The 13,190-nt window shown below is 73.6% G+C and carries 14 protein-coding genes; 6 read left to right on the forward strand and 8 right to left on the reverse strand.

What is annotated here, in order from left to right:
- The first annotated feature begins 57 nt into the window (after positions 1-57).
- From ACFUJ1_RS22605 to ACFUJ1_RS22615, 3 genes are read left to right on the forward strand one after another with little or no spacing between them, the layout of a single operon-like run.
- Positions 58-1,578: a class I adenylate-forming enzyme family protein gene (locus tag ACFUJ1_RS22605; protein WP_378648527.1), complete on the forward strand. Its 1,521-nt coding sequence runs from the start codon at positions 58-60 to the stop codon at positions 1,576-1,578.
- An 11-nt stretch (positions 1,579-1,589) separates the two neighbouring features.
- Entirely contained in the window at positions 1,590-1,892 is a 303-nt protein-coding gene (locus ACFUJ1_RS22610) for a hypothetical protein (RefSeq protein WP_378612040.1), read from the forward strand.
- An 18-nt stretch (positions 1,893-1,910) separates the two neighbouring features.
- Positions 1,911-2,255 carry a hypothetical protein gene (locus tag ACFUJ1_RS22615; RefSeq protein ID WP_378648529.1) on the forward strand — a complete coding sequence of 115 codons (345 nt, stop codon included), beginning with the start codon at positions 1,911-1,913 and terminating at the stop codon, positions 2,253-2,255.
- Positions 2,256-2,331: 76 nt separating this feature from the next.
- Here the strand turns inward: ACFUJ1_RS22615 and ACFUJ1_RS22620 are convergent, their stop codons facing one another.
- Both ACFUJ1_RS22620 and ACFUJ1_RS22625 read right to left on the reverse strand, forming a co-directional pair.
- Positions 2,332-3,129, reverse strand: a complete 798-nt coding sequence (locus ACFUJ1_RS22620; protein ID WP_378648531.1) for an acyl-CoA thioesterase — start codon at positions 3,127-3,129, stop codon at positions 2,332-2,334.
- A 48-nt stretch (positions 3,130-3,177) separates the two neighbouring features.
- Positions 3,178-3,822 carry a TetR/AcrR family transcriptional regulator gene (locus ACFUJ1_RS22625; RefSeq protein ID WP_378648533.1) on the reverse strand — a complete coding sequence of 215 codons (645 nt, stop codon included), beginning with the start codon at positions 3,820-3,822 and terminating at the stop codon, positions 3,178-3,180.
- Positions 3,823-3,961: 139 nt separating this feature from the next.
- Between ACFUJ1_RS22625 and ACFUJ1_RS22630 the strand changes: the two genes are divergently transcribed.
- The gene (locus tag ACFUJ1_RS22630; protein ID WP_378648535.1) at positions 3,962-4,954 is read left to right on the forward strand and encodes an acyl-CoA dehydrogenase family protein; all 993 of its coding nucleotides are present in this window, start codon (positions 3,962-3,964) and stop codon (positions 4,952-4,954) included.
- Positions 4,938-6,113: an acyl-CoA dehydrogenase family protein gene (locus ACFUJ1_RS22635; RefSeq protein WP_378648537.1), complete on the forward strand. Its 1,176-nt coding sequence runs from the start codon at positions 4,938-4,940 to the stop codon at positions 6,111-6,113. The genes ACFUJ1_RS22630 and ACFUJ1_RS22635 overlap by 17 nt, the downstream gene beginning before the upstream one ends.
- 55 nt (positions 6,114-6,168) lie before the next feature.
- On the opposite strand, the gene ACFUJ1_RS22640 is transcribed toward ACFUJ1_RS22635, so the two are convergent.
- The 6 genes from ACFUJ1_RS22640 to ACFUJ1_RS22665 all read right to left on the reverse strand — a co-directional run bounded on the left by ACFUJ1_RS22640 (position 6,169) and on the right by ACFUJ1_RS22665 (position 12,691).
- Complete coding sequence (locus tag ACFUJ1_RS22640) at positions 6,169-7,842, reverse strand: hypothetical protein (protein WP_378648539.1); 1,674 nt, start codon at positions 7,840-7,842, stop codon at positions 6,169-6,171.
- On the reverse strand, positions 7,839-9,653 hold the full coding sequence (locus ACFUJ1_RS22645) for a hypothetical protein (protein ID WP_378648541.1): 1,815 nt from the start codon (positions 9,651-9,653) through the stop codon (positions 7,839-7,841). The genes ACFUJ1_RS22640 and ACFUJ1_RS22645 overlap by 4 nt, the downstream gene beginning before the upstream one ends.
- A complete protein-coding gene (locus ACFUJ1_RS22650) occupies positions 9,650-10,918 on the reverse strand; it encodes an ABC transporter substrate-binding protein (RefSeq protein ID WP_378648543.1) in 1,269 nt (422 codons plus the stop codon). The genes ACFUJ1_RS22645 and ACFUJ1_RS22650 overlap by 4 nt, the downstream gene beginning before the upstream one ends.
- A gap of 74 nt (positions 10,919-10,992) precedes the next feature.
- A complete protein-coding gene (locus ACFUJ1_RS22655; protein WP_378648545.1) occupies positions 10,993-11,184 on the reverse strand; it encodes a ferredoxin in 192 nt (63 codons plus the stop codon).
- The gene (locus ACFUJ1_RS22660; protein ID WP_378612031.1) at positions 11,181-11,393 is read right to left on the reverse strand and encodes a ferredoxin; all 213 of its coding nucleotides are present in this window, start codon (positions 11,391-11,393) and stop codon (positions 11,181-11,183) included. Before ACFUJ1_RS22660 ends, ACFUJ1_RS22655 begins: the two co-directional genes overlap by 4 nt.
- Positions 11,390-12,691 (reverse strand): NADH-ubiquinone oxidoreductase-F iron-sulfur binding region domain-containing protein, encoded by a 1,302-nt coding sequence (locus ACFUJ1_RS22665; protein WP_378648547.1) that lies wholly within the window; start codon positions 12,689-12,691, stop codon positions 11,390-11,392. Before ACFUJ1_RS22665 ends, ACFUJ1_RS22660 begins: the two co-directional genes overlap by 4 nt.
- Before the next feature lie 43 nt (positions 12,692-12,734).
- Here ACFUJ1_RS22665 and ACFUJ1_RS22670 point away from each other — a divergent pair, with 43 nt between their 5' ends.
- Positions 12,735-13,190, forward strand: a complete 456-nt coding sequence (locus tag ACFUJ1_RS22670) for a hypothetical protein (protein ID WP_378648549.1) — start codon at positions 12,735-12,737, stop codon at positions 13,188-13,190.

Consider the following 13,190-nt stretch of genomic DNA (forward strand, 5'->3'; position numbering starts at 1 on the left):
GATTATGTTATTCTCGCTGACGAGAATGGCTGTTTCGTTAAGCGGAGAGGTGCGGGGATGAGCGTTTCGCTGCTGCTGGACATGGCGGCATCGAGCAACCCGGACCGCCCGGCCCTGGTCTGCGACGAGGTGCGCTGGAGCGTGACCGACCTGCACACCGCGGTCCAGGGCGGGTCCGGCGTGATCGCGGGCGCCGGGGCGCGCAGCGTCGGCTACGTCGGCACCGGCGGCCACCTGCTGCCGCTGCTGATCTTCGCCGCGGCGGGCGCGGTGGTGCCCTTCACCCCGCTGAACTACCGCCTCGGCGCCGACGGCCTCGGCGCGCTGATCGCCCGCCTCGACACCCCGCTGCTGATCGCCGACGACGAGTACCACGACGTCGTCGCCCGGATCGCCGGGCCGGGCGCCACCGTGCTCCGCTCCGCCGAGTTCCTGGAGCGGGCGGCGGCCGCGGAGCCGGTCACCGACTTCCCCGACCCCGAGCAGGTGGCGGTGGTGCTCTTCACCTCCGGCACCACCTCGACCCCCAAGGCGGTCGAGCTCTCGCACAACAACCTGGTCAGCTACATCACCGGCACCGTCGACTTCGGCTCCGCCGACCCGGACGACGCCGCCCTGGTCTGCGTCCCGCCGTACCACATCGCCGGCGTCGGCGCCGCGCTCTCCAACCTGTACGCGGGCCGCAAGGTCGTGTACCTGCGCAACTTCGACGCGGCCCGCTGGATCGAGCTGGCGGCGAGCGAGCAGGTCACCTCGGCGACCGTCGTGCCGACCATGCTGGCCAGGATCGTCGCCGAGCTGGAGCGCACCGGCGCCACCCTGCCCGCGCTGCGCACCCTCGCCTACGGCGGCTCCAAGGTGGCGCTTCCGCTGCTGCGCACCGCGCTGAAGTTGCTGCCCGAGGTCGGCTTCGTGAATGCCTACGGCCTCACCGAGACCAGCTCCACCATCGCCGTGCTCGGCCCCGACGAGCACCGCGCCGCGCTGGCCTCGGACGATCCGGCGGTGATCCGCAGGCTCGGCTCGGTCGGCACCCCCGTGCCCGGGATCGAGCTGCAGGTCAGGGATGAGAGCGGAGCCGTGCTCCCGCCCGGCGAGACCGGCGAGCTGTACGTGCGCGGCGCCCAGGTGTCCGGGAAGTACACCGGCATCGGCTCGGTGCTGGACGCCGAGGGCTGGTTCCCGACGAAGGACGTCGCCACCCTGGACGCCGACGGCTACCTGTTCCTCGGCGGCCGCTCGGACGACACCATCATCCGCGGCGGCGAGAACATCGCGCCGGCCGAGATCGAGGACGTGCTGGTCGAGCATCCGCGGGTGCGCGAGGTCGCGGTGATCGGCGTCGAGGACGTGCAGTGGGGGCAGATCATCGTCGCCGTCGTCGTCCCCGCGGACGGCGCCGAGCCGGACCCCGAGGAGCTGCGCGCCTTCGTCCGCGCGGGGCTGCGCGGTTCGCGCACCCCGGACCGGGTGGTCTTCCGCGACTCGCTGCCCGCCACCCCGACCGGCAAGGTGCTCCGCCGCGACCTGGTCACCGAGTACGGGCCGGAGCAGGCGGCGGACGCCGTCACCACGTAGAGAGGACGACAATGGTCAAGAACGGAACCCGACTGCGCAGCCAGGTCTGCGACACCGAGGTCATCGTGGTGCGTGCCGCGGACAGCCTGGACGACCTGCGCGCCGGCGGCGTCCCCATGGTCCCGCTCGGCGGCGACGCCGCGCCCGGCGGCACGCTGGAGCCCGCGTTCGCCGACGGCAACCTGATGGGCAAGCGCTACGTCGACGAATCCGGCGCGGAGGTGCTCGTCACCAAGGCCGGGGCGGGCACACTCAGCGTGGGCGCCACACCGCTGGCGCTCAAAGAGGCGAAGCCGCTCCCCGCGAGCGACTGAGGGAAGGAAGGGTCCGCCGTGACCGAAGCGAAGATGCTCGTGTTCGCCAATGCCGTCGAAGGCCAGGACGACGCGTTCAACGAGTGGTACGACACCACCCACCTGGCCGACGTGGTGAAGGTGCCGGGGATCAGCGCCGGACAGCGCTACGACCTGGTGCCCGGCGCGCTGCCGGGCCGGGCCGCCGCCGCGCCCGCGCACCGCTACCTCGCGGTCTACGACCTCACGGCGGAGCCCGCCGAGGTGGTCGCGGAGTTCACCAAGCGGGCCGGGTCCGGGGAGATCCCGCTCAGCCCCACGCTGGATGTCGCGAGCCTCAGCGTCGCCGTGTGGAAGCCGCACGGCGCAGCCGTCACCGGCTGATCCACGAACCTCGAAGGGCCGCCCGCGCTTTCGCGCGGGCGGCCCTTCCGGTGTCGCGGAGGCGCCGGGAGCGCGTTCAGGAGCGCTGGCGGAAGAGGGCCTCCTGCGCGTAGGACGCCACCAGTTCGCCACCCTCGGTGATCACGTCACCGCGGCCGAAGATCCGCCCGCCCGCCAGGATCGGCGAGTGCTGCCGCAGCACCTGCCAGGCATCGCTGCGCACCGGCCGGTGGAACCACAGCGTGTGCGAGGTGACGGCGGACAGGAACTGCACTCCGTTGCCCACGTGGCTGATTCCCTCCTCGGGGCGCAGCGCGGTGCCGATCAGCGTGAGGTCGGTGGCGTAGGCGGTCAGCGGCGCGCCCAGCTCGGGCTCGACCTCGGGGGTGCGCAGCCACAGCTCGTAGGCGGGCGGCCCGGCCTCGGTGCTGTCCAGGTCGTCGACGGCCCTGGTCTCCCAGGGGATGAGCCCGAAGTCCCTGCGGTGCTCCGGCCCCGGTAGCCCGCCGACGCCGGGCAGGCTCTGCCGCTCGGCGCCCTCCTCGGGCGCGTGCAGCGAGACCACCGCGCTCGCCACCACCTGCTCGCCCTGCCGCGCGGTGATCGCCGCGGTGGCGAAGGAGCGCCCCTCGTGCTGCGGCTGCACCTCGTACCGGATCGGGGTGTCCGACTTCCCCTCCCGCGGGAACACCGTGTGCAGCGACTTCACCGACTTCTCCGGGAACGCCAGCCGCGCCGCAACCAGCAGCTGGCCCAGGATCTGGCCGCCGAAGACCCGGTGGTACTCCAGCGTCTGGTTCGGTCCCTCGTACGCGGCGGTGTCGACCGGTTTCAGGTCGAAGGTGGCCAGCAGGTCGTTCCACATGTCGGGCATACACGGATTGTAAGGCACCCTCTACCAGTTAGAGAGTGCCATTCTCATTCAGGTGACCACTATCCCGTGCGCGCAGAAGTTCCAGACCTCCTCGGCGGTGATCGGCCGCATCTCGCCCTCGGTGCTGCCCGGCTGCGAGATGAACATGACCGTGTGCAGCGTCATCGCCGCCATCCGGCGCGGCGGCAGGTCGGCGCGCAGCCGCGCCGACTCGCTCGCCTCGGTCATGAGCTCGGTGAACATGGCGAAGAGCGCCGCGTGCGCGCTGCGCACCTCGGCGGGGTGCGAGCTGAGCAGCTGCGGCGCGAACTCGGTGAAGAGCGGCCTGCGCGCATCCGGGTCGGGGCGGCAGAGCTGGAAGAGCAGCTCGACCGCGGTGCGCAGCTTCGCCAGCGGGTCGGCGTGGCCCGCCGTCGCGGCCCTGATCTGCTCGGCCGTCTTGCTCAGCGCGTCCTCGTAGAGCGCGAGCAGCAGCTCGTGCTTGCCGTCGAATTGCAGGTAGAAGCTGCGCAGCGACTGCTGTGAGCGGTCGACCACCTCCTGCACCGTGAAGTCGGTGCTCCCCTTCTCGGTGATGATCGCCTGTGCGGCATCGAGAAAGCGCTGGACCCGCTGGCCCGCCCGCTGGGTGGCGGTGCGCAGCGAGCGCTCGACCGCGCGCTGTTTCCACGCGGGTTGCTCCTCGCTGCTCACGGGCCCGCCAAGGGGTTGGGACGTGACGGAAGCGGCATGGTCCAGCTCCGTTCAGCTCTGGCCGTTTTGGAGAATCCACACTACCGTATTTGAAGAACATAATTCTCATGCGTTATCGACGGAAGTGAGGGCGATCCGCGTGTTGCTCGAGTTCGACTCCGATCAGCGCTTCTGGCAGCAGACCGTGCGCGAGGCCGTCGCCAAGCACTGCCCGCCCGCGCTGATCCGGGACGTGGTGGACCGGGGCGCCGATCCCGGCCCGCTCTGGAAGCTCTACGTCGAGCAGGGCTGGACCGCGCTGACCGATCCCGCCGACGCCGTCGAGCTGACCATCGTGCTCGAGGAGCTCGGCCGCGCCACCGACCCGACGCCCTACCTGGCGACCATGACCCAGTACGCCCCGCTGGCGGGCGCGGCCGAGCCCGCGGTGGCGGGCGCCGCGCTCTTCGACGGCGTCGCCGCGCACCGCGACGGCGGCGGCTGGCGGCTGGACGGCACCGCGCAGGTGCTCGACGGCGACCGGGCCGAGCGATTGGCGGTCGCCACCGGCGCAGGCGTCTTCGTGCTGCCCGCCGCGGCGGCGACCGTGCGCCGCATCCCGGTCTTCGACCCGGTGCTGCACGTCGCGCAGGTCACGCTCGACGGCGTGCGGGTGGCCGAATCGGACAGGGTGGCAACGGATTCCGTGCGGGCCCGCGGTGCCGCGCTCACCGGGCTCGCTGCCACCGGCGTCGGCGCCTGCGCCCGGGTGCTGGAGCTGGTGGTCGCGCACGTGCGCGAGCGCGAGCAGTTCGGCGCGCCGATCGGCTCCTTCCAGGCGGTGCAGCACAAGGCCGCCGACATGCACGTCGCGGTGCAGCGGGCCCGCGCGCTCACCTACTGGGCCGCGCTCACCGCCTCGGCGGGCGACCCGCGTGCCCCGCTGGCCGCCGTGATGGCCAAGGCCGCCGCGGGCGAATGCCAGGCCCTGGTCTTCCGCAACGGCCTGCAGCTGTTCGGCGCCATGGGCTTCACCTGGGAGAACGACGTCCAGTTCGCGCTCAAGCGGGCCAAGGCCGTCGACCTGCTGCTCGGCGGTGCCGACGAGCACCGCGCCACGATCGCGAGGGAGTACCGTGCAGCTGTCGTTTGACGCGGAGGTCGAGGAGTTCCGCGCCGAGTTCGTCCGGTTCCTGGACGAGCACCTGCCCGCCGACGCCGCCGCGGGCGAGCGCCCCGGCTCCACCGGCGACATCCCCGAGTGGGCGCGCGCCTGGCAGCGGGTGCTCTTCGAGCACGGCTGGCTGGTGCCGGGCAACCCGCCCGGCTACGGCGGGCGCGGCGCCGGGATCCTGCAGCAGTACGTGCACCGGGAGGAGCTGGCCCGGCGCGGCATCTACGAGAACTTCAACCCGCAGGGGTCGGGGATCATCGCGGCCTCGCTGCTCACCTTCGGCACCGAGGAGCAGAAGCAGCGCTGGGCCGCGCCCATCCTGCGCGGCGACCTGACCGCCGCGCTCGGCATGAGCGAGCCCGGCGCCGGCTCCGACCTGGCCGGGCTGCGCACCCGCGCGGTGCGCGACGGTGACGGGTACGTCGTCGACGGGCAGAAGGTGTGGACCTCCGGCGCGCACGACGCCGACGTACTGCTCGCCTTCGTCCGCACCGACCCGGAGGCGCCCAAGCACCGCGGGATCTCGGCGCTGATCATCCCCACCGACCTGCCCGGGGTCGAGCGCAGACCCTTCGCCTCGGTCTGCGACCCCGGCGACCTCGACTTCAACGAGGTCTTCTTCTCCGGGGTGCGGGTGCCCGCGGAGAACCTGCTCGGGCCGGAGAACCAGGGGTGGCGGGTGGCGAACGGGTCGCTCGGGCACGAGCGGAACCTGCTCTGGACCAGCTTCGCCGTCCGGTTGGAGGGGCTGCTCGCCGACTTCCACCCGGTCGGGCCGGTGCAGGAGGATCGCTACGCCACCTTGGCGCTGGACGCGCAGGCGCTGCGGTTGCTCGGGTCCGGCGCGCTCGCGAAAGCGGCTGTGGGGGAAGACGACCCGGCCGAGATGTCGGTGCTCAAGCTGCTCGGCTCCGAAGCGGTGCAGCGCGCCTCCGAGCACGCGCTCGCCGCCGCGGGCGGTGGTGCGCTGCCGCATCCCGACGTGACCGCTCGGCACAGTCCGTTCAATGTGGACGAGAGTGCGCCGGGGTGGTTCGAGCGGTTCGTGCGGAGTTTCGCCGGGACCATTGCCGGGGGGACGTCGGAAATTCAGCGGACGATCATCGCCCAGCGGATTCTGGGGTTGCCGCGGGGGTGAGTACGGGTCGCCGCGGGGGCGCTGTCCGGTGCCACGCGCTGCGGAAGGGGCCGGGTCAGGTGCGCCGGGCGATGCGAAGGTGCGGGTCGGGGCGGTCCAGCGGCGGGCGGTCCAGCGGGGGCAGGGGCGGTCCCATCGGGAGCGGTGGCGGTGCCACCGGATTGCCGGGATCGAGGCGCTCTGCCTCGGTGAGCCAGCCCCTCGCCTGGCGAAACACGTGGTCGCGGCGCAGCGGTTGCCCGGTCTCCGGTGCCACGGCGCCACCGCCGAGCGCCGGTGCGGCATTCAGGGCCGAGCCGAGGTGGCGCAGGCAGCGGCCCTGGCCGCGCGGGTCGGCCAGGTCGCGGTAGCCGGTCCATGCGGTCTGCCAGTCCTGCACGGCGGCGACCTGCCGACCGAGCATCCAGTGCAGGATGCCCCTGATCTCGGTGGCGTGCACGCGGCCGCCCGGATCGCGGCCGTCCTCGGTGCGCGCGAGGGCGAGTTCGAGGCGGTCGCCCGCGGCCTCGAGCCCGTCGCGGCGAAGTTCGGCAACCGCGAGGTTGATCAGGACGCAGACCTCGGCGGACAGGTCCGCGCGCGGTACCAGCCGCCATACTCGCTGGAGGTCGCGAACGATCATGGCCGGGTCGCCCCCGTCGCGGAGCTGCTCGAGGGCCAGGCTGTGCCTGCGGCGCGCAGCGACAGCGGTGGCCCAGGCCAGTGGACGGTGGTGCTCGAGCACGTCGGCCGCCGGGTTCGCGCGCAGTCGCAGCAGGGCTGCGTGCAGCGGGAACTTCGGCATGTCGTCGAGCGCGGTCAACAACGCACGCAGGTCGTCGCCCCTGGAGTCGTGCCCGTAGTACACGTCGAGGGCATCGACGACGCGAATCAGCTCGGGGAGCACCGCCATGGGCAGGTTTCCGCGCGAGATCGCGCCGGTGACGAGATCGCGCAGTTCGACCTCGGCGCCGTCGAACCAGGCTCGGGCCGCCACCACATGGCCGGGGTGTCCGAGCGCGACGGCCCGCGCACTCGCCCGGTCGGCGTGCGCGCGCACCAGCGCACAGAGCGCGGTCGCCCAGGCCGATTTCTCGAGCACCTCGTCGCCCTCCGGTGCCGTCCGTCGCACCGTGGGGTAGTAGTGGGCGCCGGACACCGCCAGGACCTGATCGTGCAGCAACTGGGCGCACAGCTCGGTGGCGGTGCCGAAGGCGGGTGCGGGCGCACCGGGCCTGCGGAGGGAGTGTGCGGCGTCGGACAGCGCCGCCGCCACCGCGAGCAGTATCGCACTGTCGTACCGGCGCGCCGGGAGCAGCTGGAAAACCGCTGCCTCGGTGGGATTCCGCGCCGAAGTGACCGGCACTGCGAAAGTTCCGGGTTGCGACGGAATGCCTTCGACCGCTACATCGGGTCCGTCGAGCGAGTCCAGCAGCGCGCGAGTCCGCTCGAGCCGCTCCCCGTCCTGCCGCTGCGAGTACCACCGGTACCCCGCGAAGAGCACCCCGCCGATGACCAGCAGGATCCACAATGCCCGCAGGGTGCTCGCCAGCGTCCGGACCACCTCGGTCTCACCGAAAGAGTCGACCACCAGGGTCCGCCCGAACTCCAGCGTCAGCGCCGTGGCCACCACGGGCGTGGTGCCGACCGCGACCCGCCACAGTGTCGAGCGCGGCTCCCCTCGCGCGCGTGCGACCTGCGCGCCGCCGCGTACCGGATCAGGCTGTCCCGCAGCGGGTTCCGTGCTCATCGCACCGCACCCCCGGTCAACCCGGGGACCAGGCAGCGCCGCCAGGTGAGCAGCAGGACCAGCACCGGCACCACCGCGGAGAGCAGTGATCCGGCGGCCAGCCGGGCCGAGTTCTCCTCGAACTGCCGTGCCTCGCCCCAGAGCAGCAGCGACCACGGACTGCCGCCCGCGCCACCGAGCAGGAAGCCGATGGTGAAGTCGTTCCACACCTGCACCGATTGCAGGACAGCGACGGCGCCGAGCGCGGGCCATGCGGTCTCCAGCACCCGTCGTACCGCGGTGGCCTGCGTGGCGAGGCCGTGCAGGGCGGCGGCGCCGTCCGGGGCGGCGAGCAGTGCGGCGCGCAGGACGAGCATCGCGATCGGGATTCCGGCGGCGGCGTGCACCAGAATCAGCGGGGTCCTGGTGCCTGCCAGCCCGCCGTGCTCGACGGCCCAGACGATCGGGCCCAGGTAGGTCTGTACCGGCAGCACCGCGAGCACCACCAGCCCCGCTACCGCGATCCGGGTGCGGCGGCGCTCCGGGGCCGCCGCGGCGAGCCGGAGCGCGGCGGGAACGGCGGCGGTCAGCACCAGCAGCGTGCTGGCCAGCGCCACCCAGCCGGTGCTGCCGAGCGAGCCGAGCAGGACGCGGTCCCGGAGCAGCCCCGTCACCGCGTCGAACTGGAAACCGTAGGGGCCCCAGAACATCGCGACGATCAGTACCAGGATCGGGAGGGTGAAGACCAGGAGGACCGCGGCTGCCGCGAGCGTCCGCCACACCCCCGGCCGGTCCCGGATCCGGGTGCTGCTCGGCGCGGCGGGGGCGGGACGACCGCCGCCGGTCTCGTTCTGGAAGACCCAGGCGGCCACCCCCACCAGCGCGGCGAGCGGTATGGCGTACACCGCTTCCGGGCCGAAGCCCGAGTCCGGATCGCTCGCCAGCCGCCACCAGAAAACCGTGGCGCCCTGGTTCCACTCCTGCAGCGGCCACGGCACCCCGATGAGCACAGCATCGAACATGCGCGCCGCGGCGACCCCGATACCGGTGGCGAGGACGAGGATCACCGGTCGCAGTTCGCGTAGCCGGTGCCCGAGCCGGTGCCAGGCCTCGAGCTGGGCCAGGTGCGCGGCCTGCCCCGGCGCGGCGTCGACGGCCCGGATGCCGTCGTGCAGCAGCGCGGTGGCGAAGCCGAACCAGGTCCAGGCGAAGGCGGCCGGAGGCAGCAGGCAGAACCACCAGAACACGGCGGGCTGCGAGTCCAGCCCGAAGAGGTCGGCGAGCCGCTGGAAGATCAGCCGGAAGGCGACCCCGGAGACCAGCGCGGCCACCGCGCACGGCGCCACCAGTGGCAGCCACATGTCCCACCGGTCCTGCAGCCACAGGGCGAGAGCCAGCGCGACCGCGACCATCGCCACCGCGAGTAGCACCATGCCGCCGGTGAACAGGTAGGCCCGTGCCCCGGCCGGGCTCAGTCCGCGCCCGACCTGGTAGCAGGCGGCCGCGACCACCCAAGGCGTCGCCACCGCCAGGAAGGCACGCAGCTTGTCCGCATCGTCCCCGGCGCGCTTGCCGACGGCGACCGCGACCGCGACCGCCAGCACGGCCGCCACGCACCACAGCGGCACCGCGGGCGCGGTCGCGACCGCGAAACCGACGGTGATCCCCGCCGGAACGATCAGCACCGCGGTGACCAGCACCGCCGCGGGTGCGGCCCAGAGCAGGGTCAGCCGGCGCAGCCGCGGCACCCCGGGCACCGGTGCCCCCCGCATGGGCCGGGTGGTCAGCGCCAGCTCGATGCCGTGCGCCCGGATGTGCGAGTTCGTGCTCACCGTGGCCGCCGTTCCCGATCGTCGAGCGCCGCGACCGCCCGGTCGACGGCGGGTTGCACCGCGCCGACCCCGTCCCCGACCTCGGCGAGGAACCCGGTCAGCACCGGCCACAACCCGTGCCGCCCGCCCATCGCACCGATCCGCTCGGACAGCTCGACGACCGGTTCCGCGGCCAGCTCCCCGGCCACCGGGCCCAGAATCCGCGAGTACGTCGCCTCGGTCGCCCGATGCGGCCCGAGAAACCCGCCGTACCCCTCGATCCACGGCTTCGCCGCCGCGGGCGCGGCGAGCGCGGCCAGCACCTCGTCCGCCGCCCGGCTCGCCCGGGCCGTCACCACCGCCACGTCGCCGCCGACGATGTGCGGCCGGGCGCCGCCGGGCACGGGCGGGAACCACGTGGTCCCCACGACGTCGTCGGAGCGCTTCGCGTGCCGCAGGCAGCGCCGCACGATCGGCTCGGCGAAGTCGGGCATCGCCACCATGAGCGCGGTGCGATGGTCGAAGACCTCCCGGACGGCGTCGGGGAACTGCCTGGTCAGCGCGTACCCGATCCCGCGTGCCGCGCGCACCCCCCACAGCGCGCCGAGGTTCAGTAGCGCCGCCCGCACCGCGGGCCGGTCCCAGCGCCGCGGCGGCGCGCTTTCGGCGAGTTCCGAGTAGTCGCCGGGGGATTCGGCGAGCAGCATGTTCTCGAAGCTGTCGGTGAGCGTCCAGCCGTCGGCTCCCGCGGGCGCGAGGAACCGCACCGGCCCACCGGAGAGCTCACCGGCGGCGGCGACCCAGTCCCGCACGGTCCACCCGGCCGGATCGCCGAGCCCGTACTTCGCCATCGCCTCCCGGTCGAACCACACCAGCGATTTTGCCGTCGCCTTGAACGGCGCCCCGTAGGGCTTGCCCTCGTGGACGAGCAGCCGCTCCCAGTACTCGGCGTACGGCGCGTCCCGCCATACCTGATCGGGCAGCGTCCGCAGCCGACCGCGCGCCGCGAGCGCCCGCACCTGCCCGATCTGCGGCATCATCACGATGTCCGGCGCCTCCCGGCCCGCCGAGCCGAACGCGGTGTCGATATCGTCGCCGAGCGGCACCACCTCGACGGCGGTCCCGATCTCCAGCGCGGCGAGCACCGAGCGGAAGGCGGCCAGCTCGCCCCCGCTCCACGCCACCGCGATCCGCACCGCCCCCGACCCGCCGAACGGGCCCGTGCCACACCCCGCTGCCAGCGGCAGCAGCGCCCCCGCCCGCAGCAGCCCCCTGCGTGAAACCATGCTCCCCCGATGTCGTTGCCCGACAGCCGGTCCCGATTATGCCGCGTGGTCTCCCGCGAGAGTTCCGAATCGGCTCACTCGGTGGCGGTGAGCGCGGCGCGCGGGCACTGCGCGACCGCCTCCCGCACCCCCGGCGCCAGCGCGTCCGGGACGTCCTCGTGCAGGACGTGCAGGTTGTCCTGGTCGTCCAGGTCGAAGACCTCGGGGGCGATTCCGGCGCAGACACCGTTCGCCTCGCAGAGGGTCCAGTTCACATCCACCTTCACGGGGTCACCTCCGGGTCGTCGACGGTCAGGATGGCGTGCACGGGGCAGTCGAGCAGGGCGCGCAGGACGCCGTCGTGCTCGGTGGGCGGGACCGAGCCGTCGGTCTCGAGGGCGGCGTAGCCCCAGTCGTCCAGGGAGAAGTGGCGCGGCGCGTGTCTGGCGCAGATGCCGAAGCCGTCGCAGAGGGTGCGGTCGAGGCGGATCTTCACGGGCGGACCTCCGGGTGCACCTCGAAGGGGCGCTCGGCGCGGTACGGGCCGTCGGCACAGGTGGGGCAGGTGCCGGTCAGGTGCGTGGCGACGTCGGCGCCGAAGCGGGCGAGCAGGGTGGCGGCGGCGTTGGTGGCGCCGTCGAGGGTGCCGCAGGCGCCGCGGCCGCGCAGCACCACCGACCAGCGGCGCAGCCGGGCCACGTCCTCGTCGGTGGCGGTGCCGTCGCGCAGCGCGCCCGCGGCGGCGGCCATGGCGGCGGTGCCGTTCCAGCAGGAGCCGCACTGGCCGGCGTTCTCCCGGTCGAAGTACGCCAGCACCGCGGCGGCGACGGCCACCGGGCACTCGGTGGTGATGAGCGAGAAGGCGCCGCAGCCGAGCCCGCCGCCGATCGCGCGCAGGGTGCTGTGCTCCAGGGTGACGTCCAGGACGGCCCGGTCCACCATGCCCGCGAAGTAGCCGCCGGTGAGCGCGCCGCGCACGCTGTCGGGCGAGACACCGTGCAGCGCGAGCAGTTCGGTGAAGGGGAGGCCGTGCGGGAGCTCGTAGAGCGCGGCCGGGCGGCCGCCGCCGGAAACGGTGGCGAGGAAGGTGCCGGGGGAGGCCTCGGTGCCCGCCGCGCGGAACCCGTCCCCGCCGTGCGCGTGCACGAAGGGCAGGTGCGCGAGCGTCTCCACATTGCTGACCAGGGTGGGCAGCCCGGCGACGCCGCGCTCGAACGGGCGCGGCGGCTTGTCGCTCGGCAGCGCGGGGCCGCCCTGCACCGCGCGCACGGCCGCGGTCTCCTCGCCCGCCACGTAGGTCGGGTCGACCAGCACCAGCTCGATCGGGGGCGCCTCGATCCCGGACGAGTCGAGCTCGGTGAGCGCGGCGTCCACACTGCGCGCCGCGGCCGGGTCGGAGAGGTAGACCACCGCGCGCTCGGCCCCGACGACCCCCGCGGCCAGCCGCAGCCCGTCCAGTACCAGGTGCGGGCGCTGCCGCAGCAGCCACTTGTCCTTGATCGAGGCCGGCTCGCCCTCCTCGCCGTTGGCCAGCACCACGGTGCCGCTGCCGCGCTGATGTGCCGCGCGCACCCCGGCCAGCTTCACGGCGAGCGGGAACCCCGCCCCGCCGCGGCCGAGCAGCCCGCTGCGCCGCACCTGCTCCAGCAGCGCCTCCGGATCACCGGCCGGACGGTAGCCGCCTGCCGCGCGATACCCGTCCAGCCGCTCCGCGTCCGCGCGCAGCAGCCGCGGCTCCAGCCCCGGCGCCGGGCCGCCGACCCGGAACCCGGACCGCTCGAAAATGTCCTGCATGGCAACCTCTTCCGGGGGAGAAACGGCCGCTAGGCTGGCCGGTATGAGAACCGCGGTGGTGCGAATCGACGTCGACCCGGCCGGCGAGCTGTCGCCCGCCGGGCTCACCGACGGGTTCGCCGCGCTGCGCGCGCACCTGAGCGGGATTCCGGCGGTGGTGGTCGGCTCGGCCGCGAGCCGGGAGCTCCAGCTGCACATCGAGACCGGCGACACCGAGGCCGCGGTGCACGCCGCGGTCCGCGCCTGCGCGAAGGCGTTCGGCACCGAGCCGGTGCCCGGCGTCGTCACCTACGTCAGCCGCGGCACCGACGACGACGCGCACGGCGTGCTCGCCGGGTTCGGGCTGCGCGGCGACATCCGGCGCGAGCCGGACGCCGACGGCTTCGACGTGGTGCACGTGACCCTCGACCGCGCCGACCTGGAGCGGGTGCCGGAGAGCCGGATCCACACCGCCCTGGAGGCGTCGCTGAACTGCGAGGTGCTCGTCCATACCCGGTGA

Source organism: Nocardia sp. NPDC057227 (assembly GCF_042669725.1).
GTDB lineage: Bacteria > Actinomycetota > Actinomycetes > Mycobacteriales > Mycobacteriaceae > Nocardia > Nocardia asteroides_A.

Excerpts from the sequence above, each read along its gene's own strand:
- ACFUJ1_RS22605 (WP_378648527.1), top strand. The coding sequence starts at position 58 with ATGAGCGTTTCGCTGCTGCTGGACATGGCGGCATCGAGCAACCCGGAC.
- ACFUJ1_RS22610 (WP_378612040.1), top strand. The coding sequence starts at position 1,590 with ATGGTCAAGAACGGAACCCGACTGCGCAGCCAGGTCTGCGACACCGAG.
- ACFUJ1_RS22620 (WP_378648531.1), bottom strand. The coding sequence starts at position 3,129 with ATGCCCGACATGTGGAACGACCTGCTGGCCACCTTCGACCTGAAACCG.
- ACFUJ1_RS22640 (WP_378648539.1), bottom strand. The coding sequence starts at position 7,842 with ATGAGCACGGAACCCGCTGCGGGACAGCCTGATCCGGTACGCGGCGGC.
- ACFUJ1_RS22650 (WP_378648543.1), bottom strand. The coding sequence starts at position 10,918 with ATGGTTTCACGCAGGGGGCTGCTGCGGGCGGGGGCGCTGCTGCCGCTG.
- ACFUJ1_RS22665 (WP_378648547.1), bottom strand. The coding sequence starts at position 12,691 with ATGCAGGACATTTTCGAGCGGTCCGGGTTCCGGGTCGGCGGCCCGGCG.
- ACFUJ1_RS22670 (WP_378648549.1), top strand. The coding sequence starts at position 12,735 with ATGAGAACCGCGGTGGTGCGAATCGACGTCGACCCGGCCGGCGAGCTG.